Genomic DNA, 26,344 nt, shown 5'->3' with positions numbered 1-26,344 from the left:
GCAGACATCGTCTCGCCCGTTGCGTCCATACCAGCAAGCTATCACACTCAGCACATCAACCTGAACAGACAAATGCCGGCTGCGACGATTGTGCAGGTGGACGGACGGCTAGCGCACAGCCGATCCGTTAGCCGGCAATATTTTCATACGCCAGGACGTCTCCGGCTTCAGATAGGCTGTCGCAATTGCCCGGACATCCTGCGCTGTTATGGACTGGTAGCCGTCGATGCTGCCGCGAATCCGCTCGAGACGCCGGGCATCCGTCTGGGCACCATGCAAGCTCTCCAGCCAATAGCCGTTGGTCTGCTGCGAACGCTTTATCTCCTCCACGATCGGAGCCTTGGCGCGCGTGAGTTCGTCCGGTGAAACGTCCCTATCCCGCAAATCGGCGCTGATCTTGTCCACCAGATCGAAGAAATGATCCACCTTCGCCGGAACTGTCTCGACGTAGACATAGGCAAAGCCATAGCCCGGGATCGATCTGGACAGGTCGACGTCGCCCTGTGGGCTGTAAGTCGCGCCCTCGGCAATGCGGAACTGATCGATCAGACGATTCCGGAAGATCGCTCCTGTAACATTGGCGGCAACGGCGCGCGGCAAATCGGAGAGAAAATCGCCGATCGGCATGGCAACAAGCGCGCCGGCATTGTCGCTTCGCCCGTCCTGAAGCCGCACGACCGGTTCCGGCGTCGGTGCCGGAAAAAGCGCGCTACTGTCGGTCCGCTCCTGCGCATCGGGCCGGGCCGGCAGCGCACCGAAGGTCTGTGCGGTCATGCGGATCGCATCATCCACCTGAACATCGCCGGCGATGATGACTTCGATCTGCCCCTTGGAAAGGAACGGCCGCAAGAGTGCCTCGAAATCTTCCGGCTTGGTGTTGAGCAACTGTGTCCGGTCCGGAAAAGTCCAGCGCGGATCATTAGAATGCAAAAGCCCGGGAAGATCGCGGCCGACCACGGTCCCTGGCGTTGCCTGAAGCTGCGTCAGACTGTTCAGATAGGCCTGTTGCACCCGCTTGAAGACATCAGGACGGTAGGCTGGATCGGAGACATAGGCCGTCAGAAGCTGCAATTGCGTCGCCAGGTCGCTCGGCCGCGTCGCCCCCTCGAATCTGAAGGAGCCATCCTGGATGGAAAAGTCGCTGCCGACGACGTTGCTGGCGAACGCCTTCTGCAAGTCATCGTAGCTGATTGCTTTGAGGCCGGACAGCGGCACCGCCGGCGCCGCCCATATTGGCAGCGGGCGGTCATGCGGCAGATCGAGCCGGCCGCGACCGATATTTGCACGAACCAGGACTTCGTCGGCGCGGAGCTTTGTCGGCTTGACGGTCAGGCGGACGCCGTTGGCAAAGCGTACCATCGTCACGCCGAGATCATCGACGACTCGCTGTTCGACGACGGCTCCGGCCTTCCCGAAATCGGTATACGGCCAGACAGCCGCTCTCGTATGCTCCGGCGCAGTAACCGGCACGGCGCGCGAGTCCGCATAGGCCTTTTCAACAGCCGCGACACCGCCCTCGGGCATTTGCGGGATCTGCAGTACCAGTTGCGGACCGCTGCCCGCAAAGGCAGCCTGGAGACTCTGGTTGACCTCAGCCGCTGTCAAGCCTTTCATCGCAGCATCGAAGAGCGAGAGGTCTTCCGCCGGCGAGGTGAAGACCACGCCTTCGCCGACACTCCAGGCCAAAGATCCGGCAATGTCCGGGCTCGTGCGCGTTGCAGCGCCGCCCGCAGCCGCCTGCAGCGTCGACCGGTATTCGGCAATCTCGCGATCGATCTCGCTTTGCGCAGCACCGAACTCGGCAATACGGCGCTGCTCCTGATCGATGGCGGCAAGCGCCGCCTGCCACTTGTCGGGATCGCTATCGGCGGCAATCATCGTGACGTGCGCGGACTTCAACAGATCCTGAGAACCTGCCTGCGCGCTGACGAAAGGCGGGTTGGGCTGTTGCGCCAGAACGGAGATGCGCCGGTTGAGAACAGCCAGCCCTATCCCGTCGATCAACTGCTGACGACGCTTGGCAACCGTGTCCTGCGAACCATCATAGGGACGCGTCCAGGCGATCTGCACGCGGGTGGCGCCACCCGGCACGACCACAGTTCCAACGCGCTCCCCGTGTTTTTCAAGAGCGCCCAGATCGGGCTCCGCCGGCGCCGGTGTATTTGACATCCAATTGCTGAAGCGGCTGCGGATGTCGGCTTCGAGGGCCGCCGCATCGATATCGCCGACCACGATCAGCGTGGCGCGTTCCGGCCGATAATTGGTGCGATAATAGTCCCGCACCAGATCGACCGGTGCGTTGCTGATGATGTCAGTCTTGCCGATAGGCGGACGCAGCAGCACGCGCTGGCCGGGCAGCAGCAGGTTCATGAAGCCGGTTCCGCCCCGATATTGCGGCGTATCGCGCAGCTTCTCCTCCGAGAGGATGACGCCGCGCTCGCGGTCGAAGGCGCCGGCGTCCAGCGTGAGTTCGCTCGCCGTCTCGCGCATCAGCATCAGGCCGGTGGAAACCGTCTCGGCATCGGCCTCAGGCAGATCGAGCGCATAGACGGTTTCGTTGTAGCTGGTCGAAGCGTTCGTATCCGCGCCGAAGGCCAGGCCGAGGCGCTGGAGGATTCGGGTCATCTCGCCTTCGGGAACGTGGGTCGAACCCTTGAACGCCATATGTTCGAGAAAATGCGCCAGCCCCTGCTGATCGTCTTTTTCCTGGAGCGAACCGGTGCCGATGCGAAACCGGATCGCCACCTGCCCTGCGGGCGTCGCATTATGCATGATGGCGAAACGCATACCGTTGGGCAGCGTGCCGAAACGGAGATCGGGCTCCGCCGGCAGATCGCTGGCGGCCTGCGGCCAACCGACATCAGGCGTTTCGGCATGAGCCGGGAGCACACCAGTCGCTAGGACCGTGAAGGCGACAACAATGAACAGTTGTAGGGATGCGGCAATAGCTGGGATTTGGCGTGACATGCTTGCTTCGGTGATTGGGGGAGCTTCGATGATGCGATGCACGAGAGGCCCCGTTCATCGCATCATCGCATGTGCATTGCAATCCCAGTATTCGACCGAGCTTAAACGCCGTTCTTACATGTGGATCGGCTTGAAGAAGGTCGCGAGCGCTGCCTCCTTCACGGCTTCCGACATGGTCGGATGCGCATGGCAGGTGCGGCCGAGATCTTCCGACGACCCACCGAATTCCATCAGCACGGTAATCTCGTGGATCATCTCACCGGCGCCGAAGCCGACGATATGGCCGCCCAGAACCCGGTCCGTTTCCTTATCGGCCAGGATCTTGACGAAACCATCGGTCGCCAGCATGGCGCGGGCGCGGCCGTTGGCGGAGAACGGGAACTTGCCGACCTTGTAGGCGATGCCCGCGGCCTTCAGCTCTTCCTCGGTCTTGCCGACGGAGGCGACTTCCGGCTGGGTGTAGACGACGCTCGGGATGACGTCGTAGTTCACATGGCCCGCCTGGCCGGCGAGGATCTCGGCGAGCGCCACGCCCTCGTCTTCCGCCTTGTGCGCCAGCATCGGGCCCTTCACCACGTCGCCGATGGCATAGATGCCGGCAACGTTGGTCTTGAAGTGGCCGTCGATCTCGACGCGGCCGCGATTGTCGAGCACGACGCCGGCCTCTTCCAGGCCAAGGCCTGCCGTATAGGGCTTGCGGCCAGTCGCGACCAGCACGACATCGGCGTCGAGCACGACCTTGTCGCCGCCCTTGACCGGCTCGAAGGTAACCTTCGCGCCACCGCCGGACTTCTCGACGCCGACCACCTTGGCGCCGAGATGGAATTCCACGCCCTGCTTGGCCAGCATGCGCTGGAACTGCTTGGAGACTTCGCCGTCCATGCCGCCGAGGATGGTGTCGAGATATTCGACGACGGTAACCTTGGCGCCGAGGCGCGACCACACCGAGCCGAGCTCGAGGCCGATGACGCCGCCGCCGACGACGATCATCTTGCCCGGCACCTTGTCGAGCGCGATGCCGCCGGTGGAGGAGATGATGATCTTCTCATCGATTTCGAGCGGCACGCCCGGAATGCCGGCAACGTCGGAGCCGGTGGCGATGACGATGTTCTTGCCCTCGATCTCCGTCACCTTGCCGTCGTCGGCCGTCACGGCAACCTTGCCGGCGGAAACGATCTTGCCGGTGCCCTGGAAGGCATCGATCTTGTTCTTCTTGAAGAGGAAGGCGACGCCATCGACATTCGACTTAACCGTCGCGTCCTTGTGGGCCATCATCTTGCCAAGGTTCAGCGTCGGCGCTGCAACCTCGACGCCGAGCGCGTCCATGCCATGGCCGGCCTGATGGAACACTTCGGAAGCGTGCAGCAGCGCCTTGGAGGGAATGCAGCCGATGTTGAGGCAGGTACCGCCAAAGGTCACTCGCTTTTCGACGACCGCCACCTTCAGGCCGAGCTGCGCCGCCTTGACTGCGCAGACATAGCCGCCCGGGCCGGTTCCGATAATGATCACATCGTAGGACATGGTTTAATTTCCTTGTTTTCTATCTCTGTTAGTCGGCCGCCCGCGCCAAGGCGAGGCGGATGCCGAAGCCGACGAGCGCCGCTCCGGTGATGCGGTTGAACCATTTGCCTGACGCGATGAAGCGATCGCGAACCGGCTTGACGGTGAAAAAGGTGGAGACGCCGGCAAACCAGGCGACCAGAGCCGCCGCCATGCCGATGCCGTAGCTGAACTGGATCAGCGCCGGCGTGTCGTGATGCACGAGCGTCGAAAACAGCGACAGGAAAAACAGCACCGGCTTCGGGTTGAGCGCATTGGTGATGAAGCCCGTCGCCAGGCAACGCCAGACGGAGACCGGCTTGCGGTCGGCATCGGTGATCTCGATTTCCGCTACCTTGAAGCCCGGATCGCGGAACGACTTGAGGCCGAGATAAACGAGATAGAGAACGCCGGCCCATTTGATCATGCTGAACAGGACAAGCGATTGCGAGACGATCAGGCCGAGGCCGAGGATGGTGTAGCTGATGTGGAAGAGCAGCGAGAAGCCCATGCCGAGCCCGGTCATCATGGCGGCACGGCGGCCATGCACGATGCTCTGGCGCAGGATGACGGCAAAATCGGCGCCGGGAATGACGATGAAGATCGAGAACACCGCCATCAGGCCGAGGAATTCGAGAATATATTGCATGAAAGCCACCCTTCCGCTTAACGGCCACCGCTCACGTCGAGCAAGGCACCCGTTATATAGGATGCGTGAGGCCCCAGGAGATAGAGGATGGAGTCGGCCACCTCGTCGGCCGTTCCGGCACGCTTCATCGGCAATTGCGGAGCGATGTCGCGAGCCCGGTCCGGCAGGCCGGCGGCGGCGTGGATATCCGTATCGATGATGCCGGGCCGGACGGCGTTGACGCGGATGCCTTCGGCCGCCACCTCGCGCGCCAGACCGACCGTGAAGGTATCGATCGCCCCCTTGGAAGCGGCATAATCGACATATTGCCCGCCGCCGCCGAGCGTGGCGGCCAGAGAAGAAACGTTGACGATCACGCCGCCCTTGCCGCCGTGCCGAGTCGACATGCGGCGCACCGCTTCCGCCGCGACCAACATCGAGCCGGTGACATTGACGCGGAACATGCGGTCGATCCGCTCAGGCGTCATTTCGTCGAGGCGCTGGATCACACCAACGATGCCGGCATTGTTGACGAGGCCATCGAGGTGGCCGAAATGCGCGTCGATCGTGGCAAAGATGGATTTGATGTCCTCGGGCTTGCCGACATCGCCGGGGATTGCGATCGCCTCGCCCCCGGCCTCGCGGATCGTCGCCACCACAGCCTCGGCCGCCTCCTTGTTGGACGCGTAGTTGACCGCCACCGCCCAGCCATGCTGAGCAGCGGCCACTGAAACAGCCGCGCCAATGCCGCGGCTGCCGCCGGTTACGAGAAGAACGGGTGCACTCTCGCTCATTGATAGCATCCTTTCAGGCTGAGGACGTCCCAGGGCGCAACGGTTGCCTTGCCCTCGCCCCAAAGAGAAGACTTCTGGATCGAGGGTCCGAGCGCCGGCAGGAAAAGCCGTTCCGCCGCACTCTCGCCCTCGGTCGGAAGCGCGCTGATATGGCCCTTCAGGTCCGAGGCATAGACCATGCCCTGCCAGACGGTGCAGGCCCTTAGATCGGCCCCGGTCACATCACCTTCCGGGCACCCGAACATGATCCTGCCATCGGCGCGCTTTTGATCGTCGGTGCGCATGACAACGCCATCAGCCACGACATTGGTGTTGCGCACGGCAAGCTTGAACTTATTGCTGACGGATGATTCCGACCCCATGGGCTCGAAGCGCAGCTCATAGGCGTCATCCATATCGCCGTAGACGGCCTTTTCCTGCACGCATTCGCCCGCGAGAGCCAGTGCCGGATTAACAGCAAAGGCCATCATCGCCCAGCGCACCGGAGCCAGCCGCGTCATCATGCAGTTAGTCAACATCGTCATTCCCCTCCCGGTTCGCGCCGGCCATCGGCGTTCTCTGTCACGCCGAAGTCGGTGAACAGAACCAGCGGCCGCCCGCCGGCATCGAGGCCCCAGAAGACCGGATAGAAGCCATCGCCCCAGCCGCTCCAGAAGATGGCGACATTACCACGCTCGCCGGCCACCGGCCGGTGCATGGCATATTTGTCCTTGTTCGCCTTGAGCTCGGGCGCCAGGACATCGTCATAGTAGTTGATATCCGAGGACGACTTCTCGGCCCGGACCTGCTTTTCCCGCTCCTGAATGAGAGCATAGGTATCGGCATCCATATAGCAGCCGAGGCCAGCATCCACCGGATAGCCGAAGAACTCCTCACCCTTCAACGCATTGATATCCTGGCCCGGAATGAGCGCCAGCTCCCAGCGCACCGGCTTGCCCTCGGCAAACCGAATGCTGCCGGCGGCGATGCGGCCGAAGGCTTCATAGAGCGTCACTGGATAATCGCCCGGAGGCACGGTCCTGACCAGCGCCGGACGGCCCGGTCCGACCAGCGGATCGCTGGCAACGATGCGGCCGGACGTCAGTTCGACATTGCCGATGCGAAGGACGGTGATCGATCGTGCAGCAAGACCGGCGTCGCTGAGCGACGCCAGATCGAGGTTGCTGCTAAGCTTGGAAACGTCGAACTCATCCGCGCCGGCGGATGATGGCACCCATGCGGCGACGGCGCACAACAATCCGCGCAGCGTCCGCATGGGCCATGTCGACATGATCCAACGCTCCCTTAGAGATCGAGAACCAGGCGTTCCGGATCTTCCAGGCTTTCCTTGACGCGCACGAGGAAGGTCACGGCTTCCTTGCCGTCGACCATGCGGTGATCGTAGGAGAGCGCCAGATACATCATCGGACGGATGACAACCTGACCGCCGATGGCGACCGGACGCTCCTGGATCTTGTGCATGCCGAGAATGCCCGACTGCGGCGCGTTCAGGATCGGCGAGGACATCAGCGAACCATAGACGCCGCCGTTGGTGATGGTGAAGGTGCCGCCCTGCATGTCAGCCATCGACAGCGTGCCGTCACGGGCAGCTTTTGCCAGACGGCCAAGCTCCTTCTCGACCTCGGCGATCGACATCTGGTCGGCATCGCGAATGACAGGAACGACGAGGCCCTTGTCGGTACCGACAGCCATGCCGACGTGGCAGTAGTTCTTGTAGATGATGTCGGTGCCGTCGATCTCGGCGTTGACGGCCGGCAGTTCTTTCAGGGCGTGCGTGACGGCCTTGGTGAAGAAGCCCATGAAGCCGAGCTTCACGCCATGCTTCTTCTCGAAGATGTCCTTGTACTTGTTGCGCAGGTCCATGACCGCCTTCATGTCCACCTCATTGTAGGTGGTGAGCATGGCGGCGGTGTTCTGCGCATCCTTGAGGCGGCGGGCGATCGTCTGGCGCAGGCGGGTCATCTTGACGCGCTCTTCGCGGCTGACGTCCTCGACGGCGGTCGGCGCGCGCGCGGCGACCGGAGCAGCCGGCGCGGCGGCAGGCGCCGAGGAAGCCTTGGCGATGGCGGCGATGGCATCGCCCTTCAGGACCTGACCGCGCTTGCCGCTGCCATCGACCTGATCGGCGGAGATATTGTTCTCGGCGAGCAGCTTGGCGGCGGCCGGAGCCGGCGGCATGGCGGAAGCCGAAGCGGAAACGGTTGCTGCAGCAACCGGCGCGGCAGCGGCAGGAGCAGCCGGAGCGGCAGCCTGAGCCGGAGCGGCGGCGGCACCGTTGCCGGCACTGATCTGGCCGAGCAGCGCGCCGAGGCCTACGGTCTCCCCGGCCTGGGCAACGATTTCGGACAGCGTGCCAGCCGCAGGTGCTGGAACTTCGATCGTCACCTTGTCGGTTTCAAGCTCGAGAATCGGCTCATCGGCCTTGATGGCATCGCCGACCTTCTTGAACCAGGTGCCGACGGTCGCCTCGCTGACGGACTCGCCGAGGGTAGGAACGCGGATTTCAGTGGCCATTGTTCAGATCCTGATTTTTCGTCGTTATACGTTAAGTAGATGATCCGGCAGCAGATGGCCGGAGAATGATCGATGGCATCGGCGAGATTTCGGTGCGGAAGCCGAGTCCTGCAAGAAGGACGGGATCAGCATCGCAGAGCGCCTTAGCGGTGTCGGCATCTTCTGTCTCGATGATCGCCATGCCAAAGGCACCGGCGGCAGCGAAGACCGGGCCGACGACAATGGCCACCCCGGTTTGCGCATGCCCGTGCCAATAGGCGGCATGTTGCTGCATGGCCGCCATCTCCTCCCCAGTGGCGTCATGTGGAAAGCTGGGACGCGGCGGCACGAGTTTCATATGAAAATAAGCCATCGTCCCACCTCCCTATCCTCTTTGCTCGATGACCTTGTCAGAAAACCGCTTCGCACTTTTCTGGATCATGCTTCAACCGCCAAGCGCATCCTCAAGGAACGCCGCAAGCTGCGTCAGATGCTTGGACATCAGGCCCGTCGCCGGAGAGGCGGCGGCCGGACGGCCGGTGTAGCGAACGCGCTGGTACTTGGCATCGATATGGGCGAGCACCCATTCCAGATAGGGATCGATGAAGGACCACGCGCCCATGTTCTTCGGCTCTTCCTGGCACCAGACCATCTCCGCATTGCGGAAGCGGCTGAGCTCATTGATGAGCGCCTTGGCCGGGAACGGGTAGAGCTGTTCGATGCGCAGCAGGTAGATATCGTCGATGCCGCGCTTCTCACGCTCTTCCAGAAGATCGTAATAGACCTTGCCTGAGCAGATGACGACGCGACGGATCTTGTTGTCCTTCTGCAGTTTGATCGGGCCGTCCTTGATCACTTCCGCATCGTCCCAGAGCAGACGGTGGAAGGAGGTTTCCCCCGCCATTTCCGCCAGGCTCGACACGGCGCGCTTATGGCGCAGCAACGACTTCGGCGTCATCAGGATCAGCGGCTTGCGGAAGTCACGCTTCAACTGACGGCGCAGGATATGGAAGTAGTTTGCCGGCGTTGTGACGTTGGCGACCTGCATGTTGTCTTCAGCGCATAGCTGCAGATAGCGCTCGAGGCGGGCCGACGAATGTTCCGGACCCTGACCCTCATAGCCATGCGGCAGCAGGCAGACGAGGCCGGACATGCGCAGCCATTTGCGTTCGCCCGACGAGATGAACTGGTCGAAAACGACCTGCGCGCCGTTGGCGAAGTCGCCAAACTGGGCTTCCCAGAGCGTCAATGCGTTCGGGCGGGCCAGCGAATAGCCGTATTCGAAACCGAGAACAGCCTCTTCCGAAAGCATCGAGTTGATGACTTCATAGCGGGCCTGGGTCGGCGACAGATTGGCGAGCGGGATGTAGCGCTCTTCGGTTTCCTGATCGTAGAGAACCGAGTGACGCTGCGAAAATGTGCCGCGTTCGCAATCCTGGCCGGACAGACGGATCTTGTGGCCCTCGACAACAAGCGAGCCGAAAGCGAGCGCTTCCGCCATCGCCCAATCGATGCCTTCGCCTGTTTGCACCATGTTGGCGCGGTTTTCCATGAAGCGTTGAATGGTGCGGTGCGCGTGGAAGCCGGCCGGAATTTCCGACAGCTTGCGGCCGATCTCCTTCAGCGTCTTCATCGGCACGGCGGTCTTGCCGCGGCGCTGCTCGTCGGCATTGTCAGCCGCATGCAGGCCCGACCATTCACCGTCCAGCCAGTCGGCCTTGTTCGGCTTGTAGTGCTGGCCGGCCTCGAACTCCTGCTCGAGATGGGCGCGCCAATCAGCCTTCATCTTTTCGACTTCGCCCTCGGTCAGCACACCTTCGGCGACCAGCCGCTCGGAATAGAGCTGCAGAACCGTCTTGTGGGCGCGGATGACCTTGTACATCTTCGGCTGCGTGAAGGACGGCTCATCGCCTTCGTTGTGGCCGTAGCGGCGGTAGCAGAACAGGTCGAGGACGACAGGCTTATGGAACTTCATGCGGAATTCGGTGGCGATCTTGGCCGCATAGACAACGGCTTCCGGATCGTCGCCGTTGACATGGAAGATCGGCGCTTCGATCATCTTTGCGACGTCGGACGGATAGGGCGACGAGCGCGAGAAGGCCGGATTGGTGGTGAAACCGATCTGGTTGTTGATGATGACGTGCATCGTGCCGGCAACGCGATGACCGCGCAGGCCGGACAGGCCGAGAATTTCGGCAACCACGCCCTGGCCGGCGAAAGCCGCGTCACCGTGGATCAGCAGCGGCACGACCTTGGCGCGTTCGGACAGCGGAATGATGTCGCCATCCCATTGGGTGGCGCCCATATCCTGCTTGGCGCGGGCCTTGCCCATGACGACCGGATTGACGATTTCCAGATGCGACGGATTGGCCGTCAGCGAAACGTGCACCTTGGCGCCATCGAAATCGCGGTCGGAGGACGCGCCCAGATGGTACTTGACGTCACCAGAGCCTTCGACTTCATCCGGCGCGTAGGAGCCGCCCTTGAACTCGTGGAAAATCGCCCGGTGCGGTTTGCCCATGACCTGAGAAAGCACGTTCAGGCGGCCGCGATGGGCCATGCCGAACAGAGCCTCCCTGAGGCCGAGCTGACTGCCGCTCTTCAGGATCTGCTCCAGCGCCGGGATCAGCGATTCGCCGCCGTCGAGGCCGAAGCGCTTCGTGCCCTTGAACTTGACGTCGAGAAACTGCTCGTAGCCTTCGGCTTCGATCACCTTCTGCAGGATCGCCTTCTTGCGCTCGGGATTGAAAGCAATACCCTTATCGACACCCTCGATGCGCTCCTGGATCCAGGCCTTCTCTTCCGGATTGGAGATGTGCATGAATTCGACGCCAAGCGTCGAGCAGTAGGTGCGCTCGAGGATCTCGATCATCTCGCGAATGGTCGCATATTCGAGGCCAAGCACGTTATCGATGAAGATCTTGCGATCGAGGTCGGCCTCGGTAAAGCCGTAGGCTTCCGGCGACAGCTCCTTGTAGTCCTCGACCGCAGCGGCGATGCCGAGCGGATCGAGCTTTGCATGCAGGTGACCGCGCATGCGGTAGGCGCGGATCATCATGATGGCACGGACGGAATCGCGCGTCGCCTGCAGGACGTCGGCGGTATCGGCCGGCGCGCCGGCGGTTTCCGCCTTGGCCTTGATCTTGGTCTCGATAACCTTCTCGACAATGCCCCAATCGCCGTCGAGCGCGGAAACCAGGTCGCCCTTTGCCGGGATCGGCCAGTTCTTGCGCTGCCAGGAGGCGCCCTTGGCCGCCCTCTTCACGTCGTCAGGACTGTCTTCCAGCGCCTTGAAGAATGACCGCCACTCGTCGGAAACCGACGATGCGTCGTCCTCGTAGCGCGCATAAAGCTGCTCGATATAGGCAGCATTCGCGCCATCCAGGAACGAGGTGATCTGAAATTGCTCGTTGGCTTCTTGCCTTGCCATGGTGATATGCGGACAGCCTCGTCCGCCTCCCGACTTGTTTGCATTGCCGGCTTATGGACATCCGGCGACCGTATTTCGTCCACGGCCCATTGGGCCGCACATCTGTTTCCAAAAATTGGAAGGCCGGACGGGATATGCGGCTGCCGCTCCCCGTCCGGGTCTTGCTATAGGTAAGATCAGCCCTTCAGGACTTCCACCAGCGTCTTGCCGAGACGCGCCGGCGACGGCGACACGCGGATGCCCGCCGCTTCCATCGCTGCGATCTTGTCTTCCGCTCCGCCCTTGCCGCCAGAGATCACGGCGCCAGCATGGCCCATGGTGCGGCCGGGAGGTGCCGTGCGGCCGGCGATGAAGCCGACCATCGGCTTCTTGCGGCCCTTCTTGGCTTCGTCCTTGAGGAACTGTGCCGCGTCTTCTTCCGCCGAACCGCCGATTTCGCCGATCATGATGATCGACTTGGTTTCGTCGTCGGCGAGGAACATTTCCAGGATGTCGATGAATTCGGTGCCCTTGACCGGATCGCCGCCGATGCCGACGGCCGTCGTCTGGCCGAGACCTTCATTGGTGGTCTGGAATACGGCTTCATAGGTCAGCGTACCCGAACGCGAGAGAACGCCGACCGAGCCCTTCTTGAAGATGGATCCCGGCATGATGCCGATCTTGCATTCGTTCGGGGTGAGCACGCCGGGGCAGTTCGGTCCGATCAGGCGCGACTTCGACTTGAGAAGGCGAGCCTTGACCTTGACCATGTCGGCGACCGGAATGCCTTCCGTGATGCAGACGATGAGCGGCACCTCGGCTTCGATCGCTTCGAGGATCGCGGCTGCGGCACCCGCCGGTGGCACGTAGATGACCGAAGCGTTGGCGCCGGTCGCTTCCTTGCCTTCGGCGACCGACTTGAAGATCGGCAGCTTTTCGCCGTCCTTGCCGGTCCAGGTTTCGCCACCCTTGGAGGGATGGATACCGCCGACCATCTTCGTGCCATGATAGGCAAGCGCCTGCTCGGTGTGGAAGGTGCCGGTCTTGCCGGTCAGGCCCTGAACCAGAACCTTGGTGTCTTTGTTGATGAGAATAGACATGCGAGGCCTTTGCTACGAGAGGTTGGAAGACGCGGAGGCGACGCGACGATAGACACCGCTGACGACCTCCTGCCATGTATCGCTGCCGGCGGGCGAGAAAGTGACGCCCATCCGGTAGCAGTCTTCATTTTCGAACTGGAATAGAGTGCGCTGCGCACCGCGCGGCGAGACTTTCGTCAGGACAAGCCTATCCTCGACCCACTCGCCGGAGGCCGGCGAGGCGGGCGCGAAGCCCAAGCTGTCGAACTGATAGAGCTTGTAAGCCTGATCCGCACCGTCGAAGCTGAGAATGTTCCGGGATTCGAAAGAGGTATCGCCGTCCCGCGTCTGCACGTAGCGCTGCTCGACGAAGAACCCGCCGAACAGACACTCGGCCGTGAGCCGCGCGGTTGCCGTGCCTTCCTTCGTCCAGGCCGAAGCCGCGACACGCTCTTCCCCTTCCCAGGTGCCGGCAAAGGCACCGAGGCGAAGATGAGCGGCCGTTGGAGCAAAGGAGGCAGCCATCCCGATCAGCCCTTGACTGCCTTGACGATCTTCTGGGCGGCATCGTCCAGGTCATCGGCGGAGATGACGTTGAGACCGGATTCGTTGATGATCTTCTTGCCGAGCTCGACATTGGTGCCTTCGAGGCGCACGACGAGCGGAACCTTCAGACCGACTTCCTTGACGGCTGCGAGCACGCCTTCGGCGATGACGTCGCACTTCATGATGCCGCCGAAGATGTTGACCAGAATGCCCTGGACGGCCGGATCGGCAGTGATGATCTTGAAGGCGGCCGTAACCTTTTCCTTGCTGGCGCCGCCGCCGACATCGAGGAAGTTCGCCGGCTCTGCGCCGTAGAGCTTGATGATGTCCATGGTCGCCATTGCGAGACCGGCGCCGTTGACCATGCAGCCGATGTTGCCATCGAGAGCGACATAGGCAAGGTCGTATTCGTGGGCCTGGATTTCCTTCTCGTCTTCTTCAGACGTGTCGCGCAGCGCGCGGATGTCTTCATGACGGAAGAGTGCGTTGCCATCGAAGGAGACCTTGGCGTCGAGGACGCGCAGGCGGCCGTTGGTCATGACGATCAGCGGGTTGACTTCCAGCAGCGCCATGTCCTTTTCGACGAAGGCCTTGTAGAGGATCGGGAACAGCTTGGCACCGTCCTCGCGGGCAACCCCTTCGAGCTTCAGCGCGTCGGAAATGGCAGCCGAATTGTCAGCTGTGACGCCCGTCGACGGATCGATGGCAACGGTGATGATCTTTTCCGGTGTATCGTGCGCGACGGTCTCGATGTCCATGCCGCCTTCGGTCGATACGACGAAAGCGACCTGACCGACCGAGCGGTCAACCAGGATCGAGAGATAGAGTTCGCGATCGATATCGGCGCCGTCTTCGATGTAGAGACGGTTGACCTGCTTGCCGGCCGGGCCGGTCTGCTTGGTTACCAGCGTGTGGCCGAGCATTTCCTTGGAATTGGCAACGACGTCCTCGACAGACTTGGCAAGGCGAACGCCGCCCTTGGCGTCCGGGCCGAGTTCCTTGAACTTGCCCTTGCCGCGGCCGCCGGCATGGATCTGGCTCTTGACGACGTAAAGCGGGCCTGGAAGCTGCTTGGCGGCAGCGGCGGCTTCGTCGGCGGAGAAGATTGCAACGCCGTCCGCGACGGGTGCGCCATAGCTCTTCAGCAGAGCCTTGGCCTGATATTCATGAATGTTCATGGACTTATCCCTGTTATAGCGCGGAAATTACTTCAGCGACGGCGCGATGGCGATGCAGGCTTCGCAAAGGCCGGCGACGGACGCGACCGACTTGTCGAAGGCTTCCTTCTCGGCCTTGTTCAGGTCGATCTCGATGATACGCTCGACGCCGCCGGCGCCGATGACGGTGGGAACGCCGACATACATGTCCTTGACGCCATACTGACCATTGAGATGGGCAGCGCTGGGCAGGACGCGCTTCTTGTCCTTGAGATAGGATTCGGCCATTGCGATGGCGGAGGCGGCCGGAGCGTAATAGGCCGAGCCGGTCTTCAGCAGACCGACAATCTCGGCGCCGCCGTCACGGGTGCGCTGGATGATTTCTTCCAGGCGCTCAGCGGTGAGCCAGCCCATGGTGACGAGGTCCGTCAGCGGAATGCCGGCAACGGTGGAGTAGCGGGCAAGCGGAACCATCGAATCGCCATGGCCGCCGAGAACGAAAGCGGTGACGTCTTCGACCGATACGTTGAATTCCTTGGCGAGGAAAAGGCGGAAGCGCGACGAGTCGAGCACGCCGGCCATGCCGACGACCTTGTTGGCCGGCAGGCCCGAGAACTTCTGCAGCGCCCAGACCATGGCGTCAAGCGGATTGGTGATGCAGATCACGAAGGCGTTCGGGGCATACTTCTTGATGCCGGCGCCGACCTGCTCCATGACCTTGAGGTTGATGCCGAGAAGATCGTCGCGGCTCATGCCCGGCTTGCGGGCGACACCGGCGGTGACGATGCAGACGTCAGCACCTTCGATCGCGGAGTAGTCGCTGGCGCCGGTCAGGTTGGCGTCGAAGCCTTCGACCGGCGAAGACTGGGCGATGTCGAGACCCTTACCCTGGGGAATGCCGTCCGCGATGTCGAACAGGACGATGTCGCCCAGTTCCTTCAAGCCGGCGAGATGCGCCAGCGTGCCACCAATCATGCCAGAACCAATAAGTGCGATCTTGTTGCGCGCCATTTCGGTGTATCCTTTGCGATCAAAATCCGTGGCGGGACGCCGAGCGAGGCATCCACAATAGCCGCCAATCGCATAGACCCAAAGGTGCAAATTGGCAATTGATTATTTTGAGAGCAGCAATTTCAATCGGTTAGATCGTAAAATTCTTACGTAAACGTAAGTCACTCTGTCACCGAATTGTTACTCGGCCGCGCGTTTTGCCCGAGTCTGCGCCAGATAGTCTGCGCTGCGCATCTCGAAAAGCCGGGATGTCGTGCGGTCGAATTCGAAGCCTTCGGTCCCGCGCCTTTCCACCAGAAGATCCTCCGGCATCGCAGCCGCGGAAACATAAAGCCGGATGGCATGATCGTAGAGCGTATCGATCAGAATGATAAAACGTTTCGTCTGATTGCGCTTTTCCGGCCCGAGCTTCGGCACGCGATCGAGGAAGATCGTGTCGAAGCGCTCCGCTATGGCGAGGAAATCTGCGGGGCCGAGCGGCACCTCGCAAAGATCGGCGAAGGAGAAGCGCGCCATGCGATCGACTGCCAGCGGCACATGGATGGAGCGCCCCTTCCTGGGGATCTCCGTCGGCTGCGCCTTGCGTCCATGCAGCGCCTGCATCCAGGATGCATCCATCGCCATATCGGTGCGGTCATCGATCGGGGTCAGATAAACAGGCTGGCTGTTCAGCTTCTCCATGCGGTAGTCGGTCGGCGAATCCAGTGTCACGACATCGACATGGCGCTTCAAGAGATCGATGAAGGGCAGAAACAGGCCACGATTGAGCCCATCGCGATAGAGATTGTCCGGTTCGACGTTCGATGTGGCGATCAGCACGCATCCGAGCGAGAACAGCTCGGAAAACAGCCGCGACAGGATCATCGCATCGGCGATGTCGGTGACGGTGAATTCATCGAAGCAGAGCAGTTCGGCCTCGGCGTAGAGATCTGCGGCAACCGGCGGAATGGGGTCTGCCTGCTTGGTCTCGCCGTTCTTGAACTTCAGCCGCTGCGCCGCGATGCGATTGTGCACATCGGTCATGAACTCGAAAAAATGCGCGCGGCGCTTCTTCTGGCAGGGCGCCATGGCGAAGAACATATCCATCAACATCGTCTTGCCGCGCCCGACGCTGCCGTGGATATAGAGCCCCTTGACGGTCTCGACCGACTTCTTGCGCGTGGCAAACATCCAGCCGAGCGCGCTCGACTTGCTGGCGGGCCGCTTCCGCTTCAGATCGGCAAGCACCCGATCCAGCAGTTTCGCCACATTCATCTGCGCCGAATCCACCTGAAGCGATCCGGAGACCGTCAGCGCCTTCAGCTGCTCGCAGACGCTGTGGGAATAGTCGGGCATGGGCTGCATGGGGAAATACCCGCCTGTGCAAAAGGGAACACGCCCGAGGCGCGGCCCTATCGGAGAAGCTTATCGGCTGAGGCTGAGAGGCTGACCGGAAGCGGTCGAGCCATCAAAGCGCGCGTCGGCCGTCTTGTAGAGCGTTCCGATCGTGCTGCCATCGCGGTTCTTCAAGAGAACCTGCTTGCCGGAGACTTCCCAGGATCCCATTGCGGTGAGCTCGCCCGAGCAGCCACGCGTGCCGCCACGCGAGCCGCTGCCGAGGTTGGTGAGCGTCAGGAACATGTCGCAGCTCGATCCGCCGTTGCTGACCTTCCAGCTGCCGACCATCGATTCCTTGGTGACGTCCATGGCGGAAGCAGCCATCGCCTGCTGTTGCTGCGGGTTGCCACCGCTCGGCGCGTTCGTCGGCGCTGCTGGAAACTGCGAACCATTGGCGCCGTTCACAGGGGGAAGCTGACTTGACTGAACGGAGGGGACAGGCTGTGCCTGCAATGGCGGGGCCGAATAATTGTCGTTGTATGCTGTGCGCTGGCAACCGGCAAGCGACAGACCTATCGCAGCAGCCGTCACTGCATATCTGAACTGCATCATCACACTCCTAATTAATTGTCCACCGCTGACATTTGCAAAGTAATGCTCAATGACGTGGGAATTATCGTATTTCACTTTGGTTAATCAAGTCGATACCGCCACAAATTGCCGTCGGCCATAGCTGGACAAGAATCGGGTGGTTTCAAGGCCTAACCCGGCGAACCTCTTCCAGATAGAAGCGATCGGCAAATTCCTGCATGCTTTTGTCGCGCGCTCGATCTTCGCGGAACCTGCCTGAGAAGTCAGAATAGCGTGCGAGCGAGGCCGTCAGAAATTGCGTGAGGGGCAGTGGCGGGACGCCCTCTCCCATTTCGCGCGTCTCTTTCTTGACCGCCACCAATTGCAGAATTGTTGCCCGAATATCCTTGGCTATGTCGATGTCTGCGAGACATTCGAGCATGTTCATTGGCGGCAATTTGGCAAAATCCGTCTGACACATCCATTCGAGCGCTATCGCCGGACGAATGGAATAGAGCAGCTTCTTCAAGCGAACAGGCTCGGCTCCATCGTCTGGCTGATGCCGCTTCATTAAGCCGACATAGTGCTGAGCGACCTTCTCCGGCACCATGATCGCATCCAGCAGCGCGCCGAGGCGATCTCGAAAGCCGGGCTCTTCCTCATAGACGATCGGTGATTTCAGCCATTCGACAAGAACGGCATTGCCCTTCAGTGCCAAAAGCAGCGCCTTGCGCAGATCCCACCCACCGGTATCGATATCGTCAACGATGGGAAACTCGATGACGTCCCGATGCGGGAACAAAGTCAGATGATCCCGCTCCTGCCTGATATAGATGAAGCGGCAATCATAATCGCTATCGGGCGAGGGAAAGCCCCAGGCGCGGCTGCCGCTTTCGATGGCAAGACCGATGCGAATGCCCTCGGCCTTGACCGAAGCAAGCCGCAACCGAATTTCGGCCACGGCCTCTGGCGCAAAGCCTTCTATCGTCATGCGAACATAATCCTCATCGCCGCCGAATTGGCGAATGATGGTCGACGGTCAAACCCGCCGTTCGACCATCATCTTCTTGATTTCGGCGATTGCCTTGGCCGGGTTCAGACCCTTCGGGCAAGTCTGGGCGCAGTTCATGATCGTATGGCAGCGATAGAGGCGGAATGGATCTTCGAGATTGTCGAGACGTTCGCCCTTGGCCTCGTCTCTGGAGTCGATCAGCCAGCGATAGGCCTGCAGCAGGACGGCAGGACCGAGATAGCGGTCGCCGTTCCACCAATAGCTCGGACAGGAGGTCGAGCAGCAGGCGCACAGGATGCATTCGTAAAGGCCGTCGAGTTTCAGGCGGTCTTCGTGGCTCTGCTTCCATTCCTTGGCCGGCGGGGGCGATACCGTCTTCAGCCAGGGTTCGATCGAACGATGCTGGGCATAGAAATTCGTCAGATCCGGCACGAGATCCTTCACGACGGGCAGATGCGGCAGCGGATAGATCTTCACGGTACCCTTGATCTCGTCCAGACCCTTGGTGCAGGCGAGCGTGTTGGTGCCGTCGATATTCATCGCGCAGGAGCCGCAGATGCCCTCGCGACAGGAGCGGCGCAGCGTCAGCGTCGGGTCGATCTTGTTCTTGATGTAGAGCAGACCGTCGAGCACCATCGGGCCGCAATCGTCGATATCGATGTAATAGGTATCGATGCTCGGATTCTGGCCGTCGTCCGGGCTCCAGCGATAAACGCGGAATTCGCGCGTATTCGTGGCGCCGACCGGCTTCGGCCAGACCTTGCCTTCGCGCATCTGAGAGTTCTTGGGGAGAGCGAGTTCAACCATGGTCAGTTCCTCTCAGATCAGTACACGCGTGCCTTGGGCTCGATCTTGTGCGGATCGATGCCTTCGGCGATCAGGTCAGTATGGACGGGACGATAGTCGAGCTTCACATCGCCGGCCTCGTTGACCCAGGCAAGCGTATGCTTGCGCCAGTTCTCGTCGTCACGGCCGCCGAACTTGCCCTCGGTGTAGTCCTCGCGAGCATGCGAGCCGCGGCTTTCCTTGCGTGCCTCGGCGCCGTAGATCGTCGTGATGGCATTGGACATCAGATTGTGCAGTTCCAGCGTCTCGACGAGATCGGAATTCCAGATCAGCGAACGGTCCGTGACCTTGATGTCGGACAGTTCCTTCCAGATCTCCGAAATACGGCGGCAGCCGGATTCCAGCGATTCCTGCGTGCGGAACACCGCGGCGTCTTCCTGCATGGCGCGCTGCATCCTCTCGCGCAGGGCCGCCGTCGGCGTGCTGCCGCTGGCGTGACGCAGACTGTCGAAGCGTTCCATGATCTTGTCGCAGGCGGCAACGTTAACAGGCGGAACCGGGCCGACGCGGTCGATGACCTGACCGGCGCGGATGGCTGCGGCACGGCCGAAGACCACAAGGTCGATCAGCGAGTTGGAGCCGAGACGGTTGGCGCCGTGCACCGAGGCGCAACCGGCCTCACCGACGGCCATCAGGCCCGGCAGAATGCGCTCGGGATTGTTGCTGTCGGCATTCAGCACTTCGCCCCAATAATTGGTGGGAATGCCGCCCATGTTGTAGTGGACGGTCGGCAGCACCGGGATCGGCTCGCGGGTCACATCGACGCCAGCGAAAATGCGCGCGCTCTCGGAAATGCCAGGCAGGCGTTCGTGCAGCACGGCCGGATCGAGATGGTCGAGATGCAGGAAGATATGGTCCTTGTTCTTGCCGACGCCGCGACCCTCGCGGATTTCCAGCGTCATGCAGCGTGAAACCACGTCGCGCGAGGCAAGGTCCTTTGCCGAAGGAGCATAGCGTTCCATGAAGCGCTCGCCCTCGGAATTGACGAGATAGCCGCCTTCACCGCGCGCGCCTTCGGTGATCAGACATCCCGAGCCGTAGATGCCGGTCGGGTGGAACTGCACGAATTCCATGTCCTGCAGCGGCAGACCGGCGCGGGCCACCATGCCGCCGCCATCGCCGGTGCAGGTATGGGCAGACGTTGCCGAGAAATAGGCGCGGCCGTAGCCGCCGGTCGCCAGCACCACCATCTTGGCGGCGAAGCGATGGATCGTGCCATCGTCGAGGCACCAAGCGACGACGCCGGTGCAGCGGCTGCCATCGTCCGACATGATGAGGTCGAGCGCGAAATATTCGATAAAGAATTCGGCGTTGTTGCGCAGCGACTGGCCGTAGAGCGTATGCAGGATGGCGTGGCCGGTGCGGTCGGCGGCAGCGCAGGTGCGCTGCACCGGCGGTCCATCGCCGAAATTCTGCATGTGGCCGCCGAACGGGCGCTGATAGATCTTGCCTTCCTCATTGCGCGAGAAGGGCACGCCGTAATGCTCGAGCTCGTACACGGCCTTCGGCGCTTCCATGACCATATATTGCATGGCGTCGACGTCGCCGAGCCAGTCCGAACCCTTGACGGTATCGTAGAGGTGCCACTGCCAGCTGTCCGGCGTCATGTTCTGCAGCGAGGCAGCGATGCCGCCCTGGGCTGCGACCGTATGCGAGCGGGTCGGGAAGACCTTGGTGATGCAGGCGGTGCGGAAGCCCTGCTCGGCCATGCCGAGCGTAGCGCGCAGGCCGGCACCGCCGGCGCCGACGACGATCACGTCATAGGAGTGATCGACATATTTGTAGGCTTTGCCATTCTGAGCGGGTGAGGTCGGTGCCATGATACAATTATCCTACGAACGCGATCTTCAGAATGGCGAAAAGACAGAGTCCCGCCACGAAAATCGCGAAGAATGTGTTGAGCATGAGAAGGACGATCTTGCCGAATTCGCCGTGGACATAATCCTCGATGATGACCTGCATGCCGAGCTTCATGTGAATGACGCCGGAGATCACCATGAGCCCCATGATGACGGCGACGAGCGGGTTCGACAGCGCATGCACGACTTCCGCGTAAGGCGCGCCGGCATAGATCAGCAGGAAAATGACGAAGAAAATGAAGAGCGGAACGTTGGCGACGGCGGTCAGGCGCTGACGCCAGAAATGATCTGTGCCTTCCTTGGCGGAACCGAGACCGCGGACTTTACCCAAAGGGGTGCGCATATCCATGAGAAATATCCTCTAAAGCATGATCCCGAAAATCATCGAGCGGTTTTCGGAAACGATCACACCAATCAACCCAGCCTGATGACGATGCCGATGATCCAGACCAGCACGGTCAAACAGATCGACGCGATAAGCGTGACCTTGGCCATCCTGGTCGAGACGGCAGGATCGAAACCGTAACCGAGATCCCAGACGAAATGGCGCAGGCCGCCGATCATGTGATGCAGCAGCGCCCATGTATAGCCGAACAGGATGATCCGGCCGATGATCGTGCCCAGGATCCAGTTGACCAGATCGAAATAGCCCTGGCCGGTCGCCGCGGCGATCAGCCACCAGGCAACCAGCACCGTGCCGAAGTAGAGCGCGCCGCCGGTGATGCGGTGAACGATCGACATGACCATGGTGGGAATGGGTTTGTAGATTTGCAGATGCGGCGACAGGGGCCGGTTTTGTGTGACGTTCGCCATCAGAACCTCGCGGCGTTACGATACGCTTAAAACCCGGATATCCGGGACAACGCGCGCGCAGAGACATGCTGTGTGCGTTGCATCATTGCGACCATTAATCACCCGGACGCCTATCGACAAGCACAATTGATGCCTGCACCGAATTTAATCGATTGGGATCGCTTTGCACTTTAGCGAGTATGCAAGGACGCGCTCCCCATTCGACCTCATTTACCATTTCCTCAACCCTGACGTGGACTTCGCGCCGGTCTTGGGGCAATCTGCCGTTAAGATTTCATTAACCGACCCAAACGGGGGCGAATCATGAGCTTGCATCTTTTCAGGGCATCAGCGCTCGTTTTGGCGGCAACAGCCGCATTTTCGTCAAGCGCGGTGCTGGCAGGCGATTACCGTCACTGGCATCACCGCGACCATTCGGGCCTCGTGCGCCTGAACCAGACATCGGCGCCGCAGGGTTTCGGGCAGCGGCAGCCGGCCAGAATCATTCTCATGGAACCACGCGAAGCCGCAGACACCGGCACCTATGCCGGTACGGCCGATGTCTATCAGGCGAATGGTGGCACCTATGTCGTCGGCTATGGCGGCTACAACCCCTATGCCCGCCCTGCCGCGATGCAGCCAAGGCCGCGCGCCAAGGTCATCAACGTACGTTATGCCGACAATCCCTGCTCGTACGAAGCCGGCGTCTGCGTGATCAGGCCCTGACGGTCTTCAGCCGGCAAGAAACCGCCAGACAGTAGTCTTCTTGATCTCGCTGTCCTCCAGCGCCCGCGTTACCGGCACCTGATAGGTCGCCTGCTCTTCCAGGCGATCCTTGGGAAGATAGGCCCTGCCGGGATCACCGACCAAAACCAGCTTCCCCTCACCTGCCAATTGCCGCAGCCAGGGAACCAGGCTCCCGGCAAAATCGTGATCGTAAAAGACGTCACCAGCAAGTATGACGTCGGCATCCACCGCACGGCCGATGATATTATCGCCGGCGAAGTCGAGATCGACACTGTTTTCGACCGCATTCAGTCGTAACGCGGTACCGGCCCATGGATCGATATCGACCGCCAGCACATGGCGGGCGCCGGCGCGCTTCGCCGCGATCGCCACAAGCCCGGAGCCGCTGGCGAAATCCAGCACCGTCCGGCCGGCAACCATTTCAGGATGGTCGAGAATGTAGCGTGCCAATCCTTGCCCGCCCGCCCAGGCAAAGGCCCAGAAGGGCGGCGGCAGGCCGATCTCTTCCAACTCCTCTTCTGTCTTCAGCCAGAGTTCATGTGCTTCGCTTGCCAGATGCAGCCGGACCTCCGGCACATGCGGCGGCGCCATGAGGCTGGTATTGGCGCGGATGAAGCTTTCCGGATCGGTTTTCAACGATTCCTCGAACCGGGATCAGACGGGAGGATTGTCAAGTTCGCCCATGCGGCAAACTTCGAGCCATTCTTCGTCGGTTACCGGCTGGACCGAAAGCCGCATGGAGGTGACGAGCGCCATCTGCGACAGCTTCGGGTTGGCCTTGATGTCCTTCAAGGAAACAAACTTCGGCATGTCGCGGACGGCGCGGATATCGACACATTCCCAGCGCGGGTCGTCCTTGGCGGTCGAATCCGGATGCGCCAGCGCGCAAACCTCGACGATACCGACGATCTCCAACCCATCATTGGAATGGTAGAAGAAACCCTTGTCGCCGATCTGCATCGCCCGCATGTTGTTGCGGGCGAGATAGTTGCGCACGCCGGTCCATTCGGTCCCCTTTTCGCCAGCCGCCTTCTGCTGCTGCCACGACCAGGAAGACGGCTCGGATTTATAGAGCCAATGCGCCATGCCTCATGCCTCCGGATTGTTGAAGACCCAATTGAACGGCTTGATCTCGACGCTCTCGAACAGGCCGGCCTTCGTATAGGGATCGGCATCCGCGATCGCCTTGGCCGCTTCGATGGTCTCGGCGCTGACGACGACGAGGCTGCCATTCGGCTTGCCGTCGGCATCGAGGAAAGGCCCCGCTATCTTCAGCGTTCCTTCGGCATTCAGCTTGTTCAGATGCTCCACATGCGCCGGGCGCGTCTCCATGCGGACATTCAGATGACCGGGTTTATCCTTGCAGACAAAGGCGAACAGCATTGCTTGGGCTCCTTCAGATATCGAGAAAACTATTCCGTGGTGATAGGCCGCGTCATCAATTGGCCGATGGCGGTCGCTATGTCGAGCTTGCCGTCGATGATGGCCGAAACTGCTTCGGTAATCGGCATGTCGACGCCGATTTCGCCAGCCAACCGCGCGGCGATAGAGGCGGCATAAGCACCTTCAACCAGCGTGCCGTGCGTCGGATCGCCCGCTTCTCCGCGACCGAGCGCGATGCCGAATCTGAGATTGCGGGATTGATGGCTGGTGGCCGTCAGCACGAGGTCACCGAGACCGGAGAGCCCGCGCACCGTCTCCGCCTTGCCGCCCTTGGCCGCGACGAAGCGTGACATTTCGGCCAGGCCGCGGCTGATCAGGGCCGCACGCGCGGAATCGCCGATGCCACGGCCTTCGACGATGCCGCAGGCAATGGCCAGCACATTCTTCAAGGCGCCACCGAGCTGCACGCCGATGCGATCGTCCGATGCATAGAGACGGAAACTCGGACCGGAGATCGCCTGCGCAAGCCTTTCAGCAACGGCCATGTCGGCCGCCGCGATCGCCATGGCCGTCGGCAGGCCCTTGGCGATATCGGTGGCAAAGCCCGGTCCGGAGAGGACGGCGATGGCATGCTGCGGCAGTTCCCGCTCGAGCATGTCGGTCAAAAGATCACCCGAGACCTTGTCGATGCCCTTGGCGCAGGTGACGACGACAGCGTCCTTGGCAAGGTAAGGCCCATAGAGCTTGGCCGCATCGGCCTGCGTCTGCGACGGCATGGCGAAGAGCACGATGCCGGCATCGGAGATGGAATCAGGTTCGGCCGAAAACCGCAGCGAATCCGGAAGCAGGATCCCGGGCAATACGGCATCATGCATCCGGTCGGCTGCAAGATCTGCCATCAGCCCCGCCTTGCGCCCGACGAGCGTCACATCGCTGCGGCCGGTCAGTGCGATGACGGCCGCGAGCGCCGTGCCGAAGGCGCCTGCGCCGATGACTGCGATCCGTTCGTTGCCGCTCATGCCTTCGCTCCGCGTTTGCCATGACCCAGGAGAGTTTCCGCCTTCTGATCCAGCGGCCAGCGCGAACGCGGCTGCACATCGAGATCGTCAGGTGCTGCGCCCTTTGCCATGCGCTCCAGTCCGGCCCAGGCGATCATGACGGCATTATCCGTACACAGTCTCAATGGCGGCGCGATGAAGCGAAAGCCGTTGGTGTCGCAAAGCTCCTGCAGGGTGCGGCGCAGCTCGAGATTGGCGGCAACGCCGCCGGCGACCACGAGCGCCGGCGTTTCCGTCGTCTTCGGGAATTCCGCCTTGAAGCGTTGCAGGCCGCGGCCGATGCGATCCTTCAACGTGCGCGAGACCGCCTTCTGGAAAGAGGCGCAGATATCGGCAATGTCCTGCTCCGTGACCGGCGCGATGGCCGTTGCCGCCTGTCGTACCGCGGTCTTCAGGCCGGAAAAAGAAAAATCGAGGCGCGTTTCGCCGACGAGCGGCCGCGGGAAATCAAAGCGATCCGCATTACCGCTTTTGGCCGCCGCCTCAACGGCCGGGCCGCCGGGATAGGGAAGACCCAGGAGCTTGGCTGTCTTGTCGAAGGCTTCGCCCAGCGCATCGTCGATGGTCGTGCCCCAGCGCTCGTATTCGCCGACGCCGCGCACGAGGATAAGCTGCGTATGGCCGCCGGAAACGAGCAGCATCAGATAGGGAAAGGCAAGCCCATCGGTCAGCCTCGCCGTCAGGGCATGGCCTTCCAGATGGTTGATGGCATAGAGTGGCTTGCCTGTGGCGCGCGAGATCGCCTTGCCGGTCATCAGGCCGACAAGCAGCCCGCCGATAAGGCCTGGGCCTGATGTTGCGGCGATGGCATCGACGTCCAAGAGCGACACATTGGCGCGTTTCAATGCCTCGTCGATCAGCGTATCCAGCGCCTCGACATGCGCACGCGCAGCAATTTCCGGCACGACGCCGCCATAAGCGCTATGCTCCTCCAACTGGCTGAGGACGACATCGGAGCAAATCGTGGACGTGCCGTCATCGCGGCGTTCGACAATGGCTGCAGCGGTTTCGTCGCAGCTTGTTTCGATGCCGAGAATACGAAAAATGGACGCCATGGAAGCTGTTCGTTGCCTTTTGGTCGATTGCGATGAAGCGGAAATATGGTTACGGGAACTGTCGGTAACAACGGATCAAAGC

Annotated in this window: 26 protein-coding genes; 1 reads left to right on the top strand and 25 read right to left on the bottom strand. The window is 61.4% G+C overall.

What is annotated here, in order from left to right:
- Nucleotides 1–108 precede the first annotated feature (108 nt).
- The 20 genes from FHT29_RS15780 to sdhC form a co-directional block, all read right to left on the bottom strand.
- Nucleotides 109–2,967 carry a M16 family metallopeptidase gene (locus tag FHT29_RS15780; protein WP_210166053.1) on the bottom strand — a complete coding sequence of 953 codons (2,859 nt, stop codon included), beginning with the start codon at nt 2,965–2,967 and terminating at the stop codon, nt 109–111.
- Between the two features lie 114 nt (nt 2,968–3,081).
- The gene (lpdA, locus tag FHT29_RS15775) at nt 3,082–4,488 is read right to left on the bottom strand and encodes a dihydrolipoyl dehydrogenase (protein WP_037196795.1); all 1,407 of its coding nucleotides are present in this window, start codon (nt 4,486–4,488) and stop codon (nt 3,082–3,084) included.
- 28 nt (nt 4,489–4,516) lie between these two features.
- On the bottom strand, nt 4,517–5,155 hold the full coding sequence (locus FHT29_RS15770; RefSeq protein ID WP_047553600.1) for a LysE family transporter: 639 nt from the start codon (nt 5,153–5,155) through the stop codon (nt 4,517–4,519).
- Nucleotides 5,156–5,172: 17 nt separating this feature from the next.
- Nucleotides 5,173–5,928, bottom strand: coding sequence for an SDR family oxidoreductase (locus tag FHT29_RS15765; protein WP_047553603.1), 756 nt, complete (start codon nt 5,926–5,928; stop codon nt 5,173–5,175).
- Complete coding sequence (locus FHT29_RS15760; protein ID WP_047554361.1) at nt 5,925–6,428, bottom strand: hypothetical protein; 504 nt, start codon at nt 6,426–6,428, stop codon at nt 5,925–5,927. The genes FHT29_RS15765 and FHT29_RS15760 overlap by 4 nt, the downstream gene beginning before the upstream one ends.
- 20 nt (nt 6,429–6,448) lie before the next feature.
- Nucleotides 6,449–7,198: a DUF4241 domain-containing protein gene (locus FHT29_RS15755; protein WP_047553607.1), complete on the bottom strand. Its 750-nt coding sequence runs from the start codon at nt 7,196–7,198 to the stop codon at nt 6,449–6,451.
- 14 nt (nt 7,199–7,212) lie between these two features.
- Nucleotides 7,213–8,442, bottom strand: coding sequence for a 2-oxoglutarate dehydrogenase complex dihydrolipoyllysine-residue succinyltransferase (gene odhB, locus FHT29_RS15750; protein WP_037196801.1), 1,230 nt, complete (start codon nt 8,440–8,442; stop codon nt 7,213–7,215).
- A 31-nt stretch (nt 8,443–8,473) separates the two neighbouring features.
- A complete protein-coding gene (locus FHT29_RS15745) occupies nt 8,474–8,794 on the bottom strand; it encodes a YciI family protein (protein WP_037196803.1) in 321 nt (106 codons plus the stop codon).
- 72 nt (nt 8,795–8,866) lie between these two features.
- Complete coding sequence (locus FHT29_RS15740; RefSeq protein ID WP_037196805.1) at nt 8,867–11,851, bottom strand: 2-oxoglutarate dehydrogenase E1 component; 2,985 nt, start codon at nt 11,849–11,851, stop codon at nt 8,867–8,869.
- Nucleotides 11,852–12,027: 176 nt separating this feature from the next.
- Entirely contained in the window at nt 12,028–12,930 is a 903-nt protein-coding gene (sucD, locus tag FHT29_RS15735; protein WP_037196807.1) for a succinate--CoA ligase subunit alpha, read from the bottom strand.
- Nucleotides 12,931–12,942: 12 nt separating this feature from the next.
- The gene (locus FHT29_RS15730; RefSeq protein WP_168599834.1) at nt 12,943–13,434 is read right to left on the bottom strand and encodes a DUF1579 family protein; all 492 of its coding nucleotides are present in this window, start codon (nt 13,432–13,434) and stop codon (nt 12,943–12,945) included.
- Nucleotides 13,435–13,439: 5 nt separating this feature from the next.
- Entirely contained in the window at nt 13,440–14,633 is a 1,194-nt protein-coding gene (sucC, locus tag FHT29_RS15725) for an ADP-forming succinate--CoA ligase subunit beta (protein ID WP_168599833.1), read from the bottom strand.
- A 27-nt stretch (nt 14,634–14,660) separates the two neighbouring features.
- Complete coding sequence (gene mdh / locus FHT29_RS15720; protein ID WP_037196811.1) at nt 14,661–15,623, bottom strand: malate dehydrogenase; 963 nt, start codon at nt 15,621–15,623, stop codon at nt 14,661–14,663.
- Between the two features lie 180 nt (nt 15,624–15,803).
- Nucleotides 15,804–16,967, bottom strand: a complete 1,164-nt coding sequence (gene zapE, locus FHT29_RS15715) for a cell division protein ZapE (RefSeq protein WP_168599832.1) — start codon at nt 16,965–16,967, stop codon at nt 15,804–15,806.
- A gap of 60 nt (nt 16,968–17,027) precedes the next feature.
- A complete protein-coding gene (locus FHT29_RS15710) occupies nt 17,028–17,549 on the bottom strand; it encodes a protease inhibitor Inh/omp19 family protein (RefSeq protein ID WP_047554363.1) in 522 nt (173 codons plus the stop codon).
- Between the two features lie 145 nt (nt 17,550–17,694).
- Nucleotides 17,695–18,501, bottom strand: coding sequence for a nucleotidyltransferase domain-containing protein (locus FHT29_RS15705; RefSeq protein WP_168599831.1), 807 nt, complete (start codon nt 18,499–18,501; stop codon nt 17,695–17,697).
- Nucleotides 18,502–18,549: 48 nt separating this feature from the next.
- The gene (locus FHT29_RS15700; RefSeq protein ID WP_047553621.1) at nt 18,550–19,329 is read right to left on the bottom strand and encodes a succinate dehydrogenase iron-sulfur subunit; all 780 of its coding nucleotides are present in this window, start codon (nt 19,327–19,329) and stop codon (nt 18,550–18,552) included.
- Nucleotides 19,330–19,346: 17 nt separating this feature from the next.
- Complete coding sequence (sdhA, locus tag FHT29_RS15695) at nt 19,347–21,188, bottom strand: succinate dehydrogenase flavoprotein subunit (protein WP_037196817.1); 1,842 nt, start codon at nt 21,186–21,188, stop codon at nt 19,347–19,349.
- A gap of 7 nt (nt 21,189–21,195) precedes the next feature.
- Nucleotides 21,196–21,576: a succinate dehydrogenase, hydrophobic membrane anchor protein gene (sdhD, locus tag FHT29_RS15690; RefSeq protein ID WP_037196818.1), complete on the bottom strand. Its 381-nt coding sequence runs from the start codon at nt 21,574–21,576 to the stop codon at nt 21,196–21,198.
- A 65-nt stretch (nt 21,577–21,641) separates the two neighbouring features.
- Nucleotides 21,642–22,040 carry a succinate dehydrogenase, cytochrome b556 subunit gene (sdhC, locus tag FHT29_RS15685; protein WP_037196819.1) on the bottom strand — a complete coding sequence of 133 codons (399 nt, stop codon included), beginning with the start codon at nt 22,038–22,040 and terminating at the stop codon, nt 21,642–21,644.
- Nucleotides 22,041–22,343: 303 nt separating this feature from the next.
- Between sdhC and FHT29_RS15680 the strand changes: the two genes are divergently transcribed.
- Nucleotides 22,344–22,745, top strand: a complete 402-nt coding sequence (locus FHT29_RS15680; RefSeq protein ID WP_047553625.1) for a hypothetical protein — start codon at nt 22,344–22,346, stop codon at nt 22,743–22,745.
- A gap of 6 nt (nt 22,746–22,751) precedes the next feature.
- Here FHT29_RS15680 and FHT29_RS15675 read toward each other — a convergent pair whose 3' ends face one another.
- The 5 genes from FHT29_RS15675 to tsaD are packed head-to-tail and all read right to left on the bottom strand — an operon-like array spanning nt 22,752 to nt 26,262.
- Nucleotides 22,752–23,402: a methyltransferase gene (locus FHT29_RS15675; protein WP_047553628.1), complete on the bottom strand. Its 651-nt coding sequence runs from the start codon at nt 23,400–23,402 to the stop codon at nt 22,752–22,754.
- An 18-nt stretch (nt 23,403–23,420) separates the two neighbouring features.
- Nucleotides 23,421–23,852, bottom strand: coding sequence for an EVE domain-containing protein (locus FHT29_RS15670; RefSeq protein ID WP_037196822.1), 432 nt, complete (start codon nt 23,850–23,852; stop codon nt 23,421–23,423).
- A gap of 3 nt (nt 23,853–23,855) precedes the next feature.
- Nucleotides 23,856–24,149: a YciI-like protein gene (locus tag FHT29_RS15665; protein WP_037196823.1), complete on the bottom strand. Its 294-nt coding sequence runs from the start codon at nt 24,147–24,149 to the stop codon at nt 23,856–23,858.
- 29 nt (nt 24,150–24,178) lie between these two features.
- Entirely contained in the window at nt 24,179–25,168 is a 990-nt protein-coding gene (locus tag FHT29_RS15660; protein WP_047553631.1) for an NAD(P)H-dependent glycerol-3-phosphate dehydrogenase, read from the bottom strand.
- Nucleotides 25,165–26,262 (bottom strand): tRNA (adenosine(37)-N6)-threonylcarbamoyltransferase complex transferase subunit TsaD, encoded by a 1,098-nt coding sequence (gene tsaD / locus FHT29_RS15655; protein WP_047553634.1) that lies wholly within the window; start codon nt 26,260–26,262, stop codon nt 25,165–25,167. The genes FHT29_RS15660 and tsaD overlap by 4 nt, the downstream gene beginning before the upstream one ends.
- Nucleotides 26,263–26,344 lie beyond the last annotated feature (82 nt).

Origin of the sequence: Rhizobium sp. SG741, assembly GCF_012275435.1 — a bacterium.
Classification (GTDB): domain Bacteria; phylum Pseudomonadota; class Alphaproteobacteria; order Rhizobiales; family Rhizobiaceae; genus Rhizobium; species Rhizobium lusitanum.
This window is presented reverse-complemented; position numbering and strand designations above follow the sequence as displayed.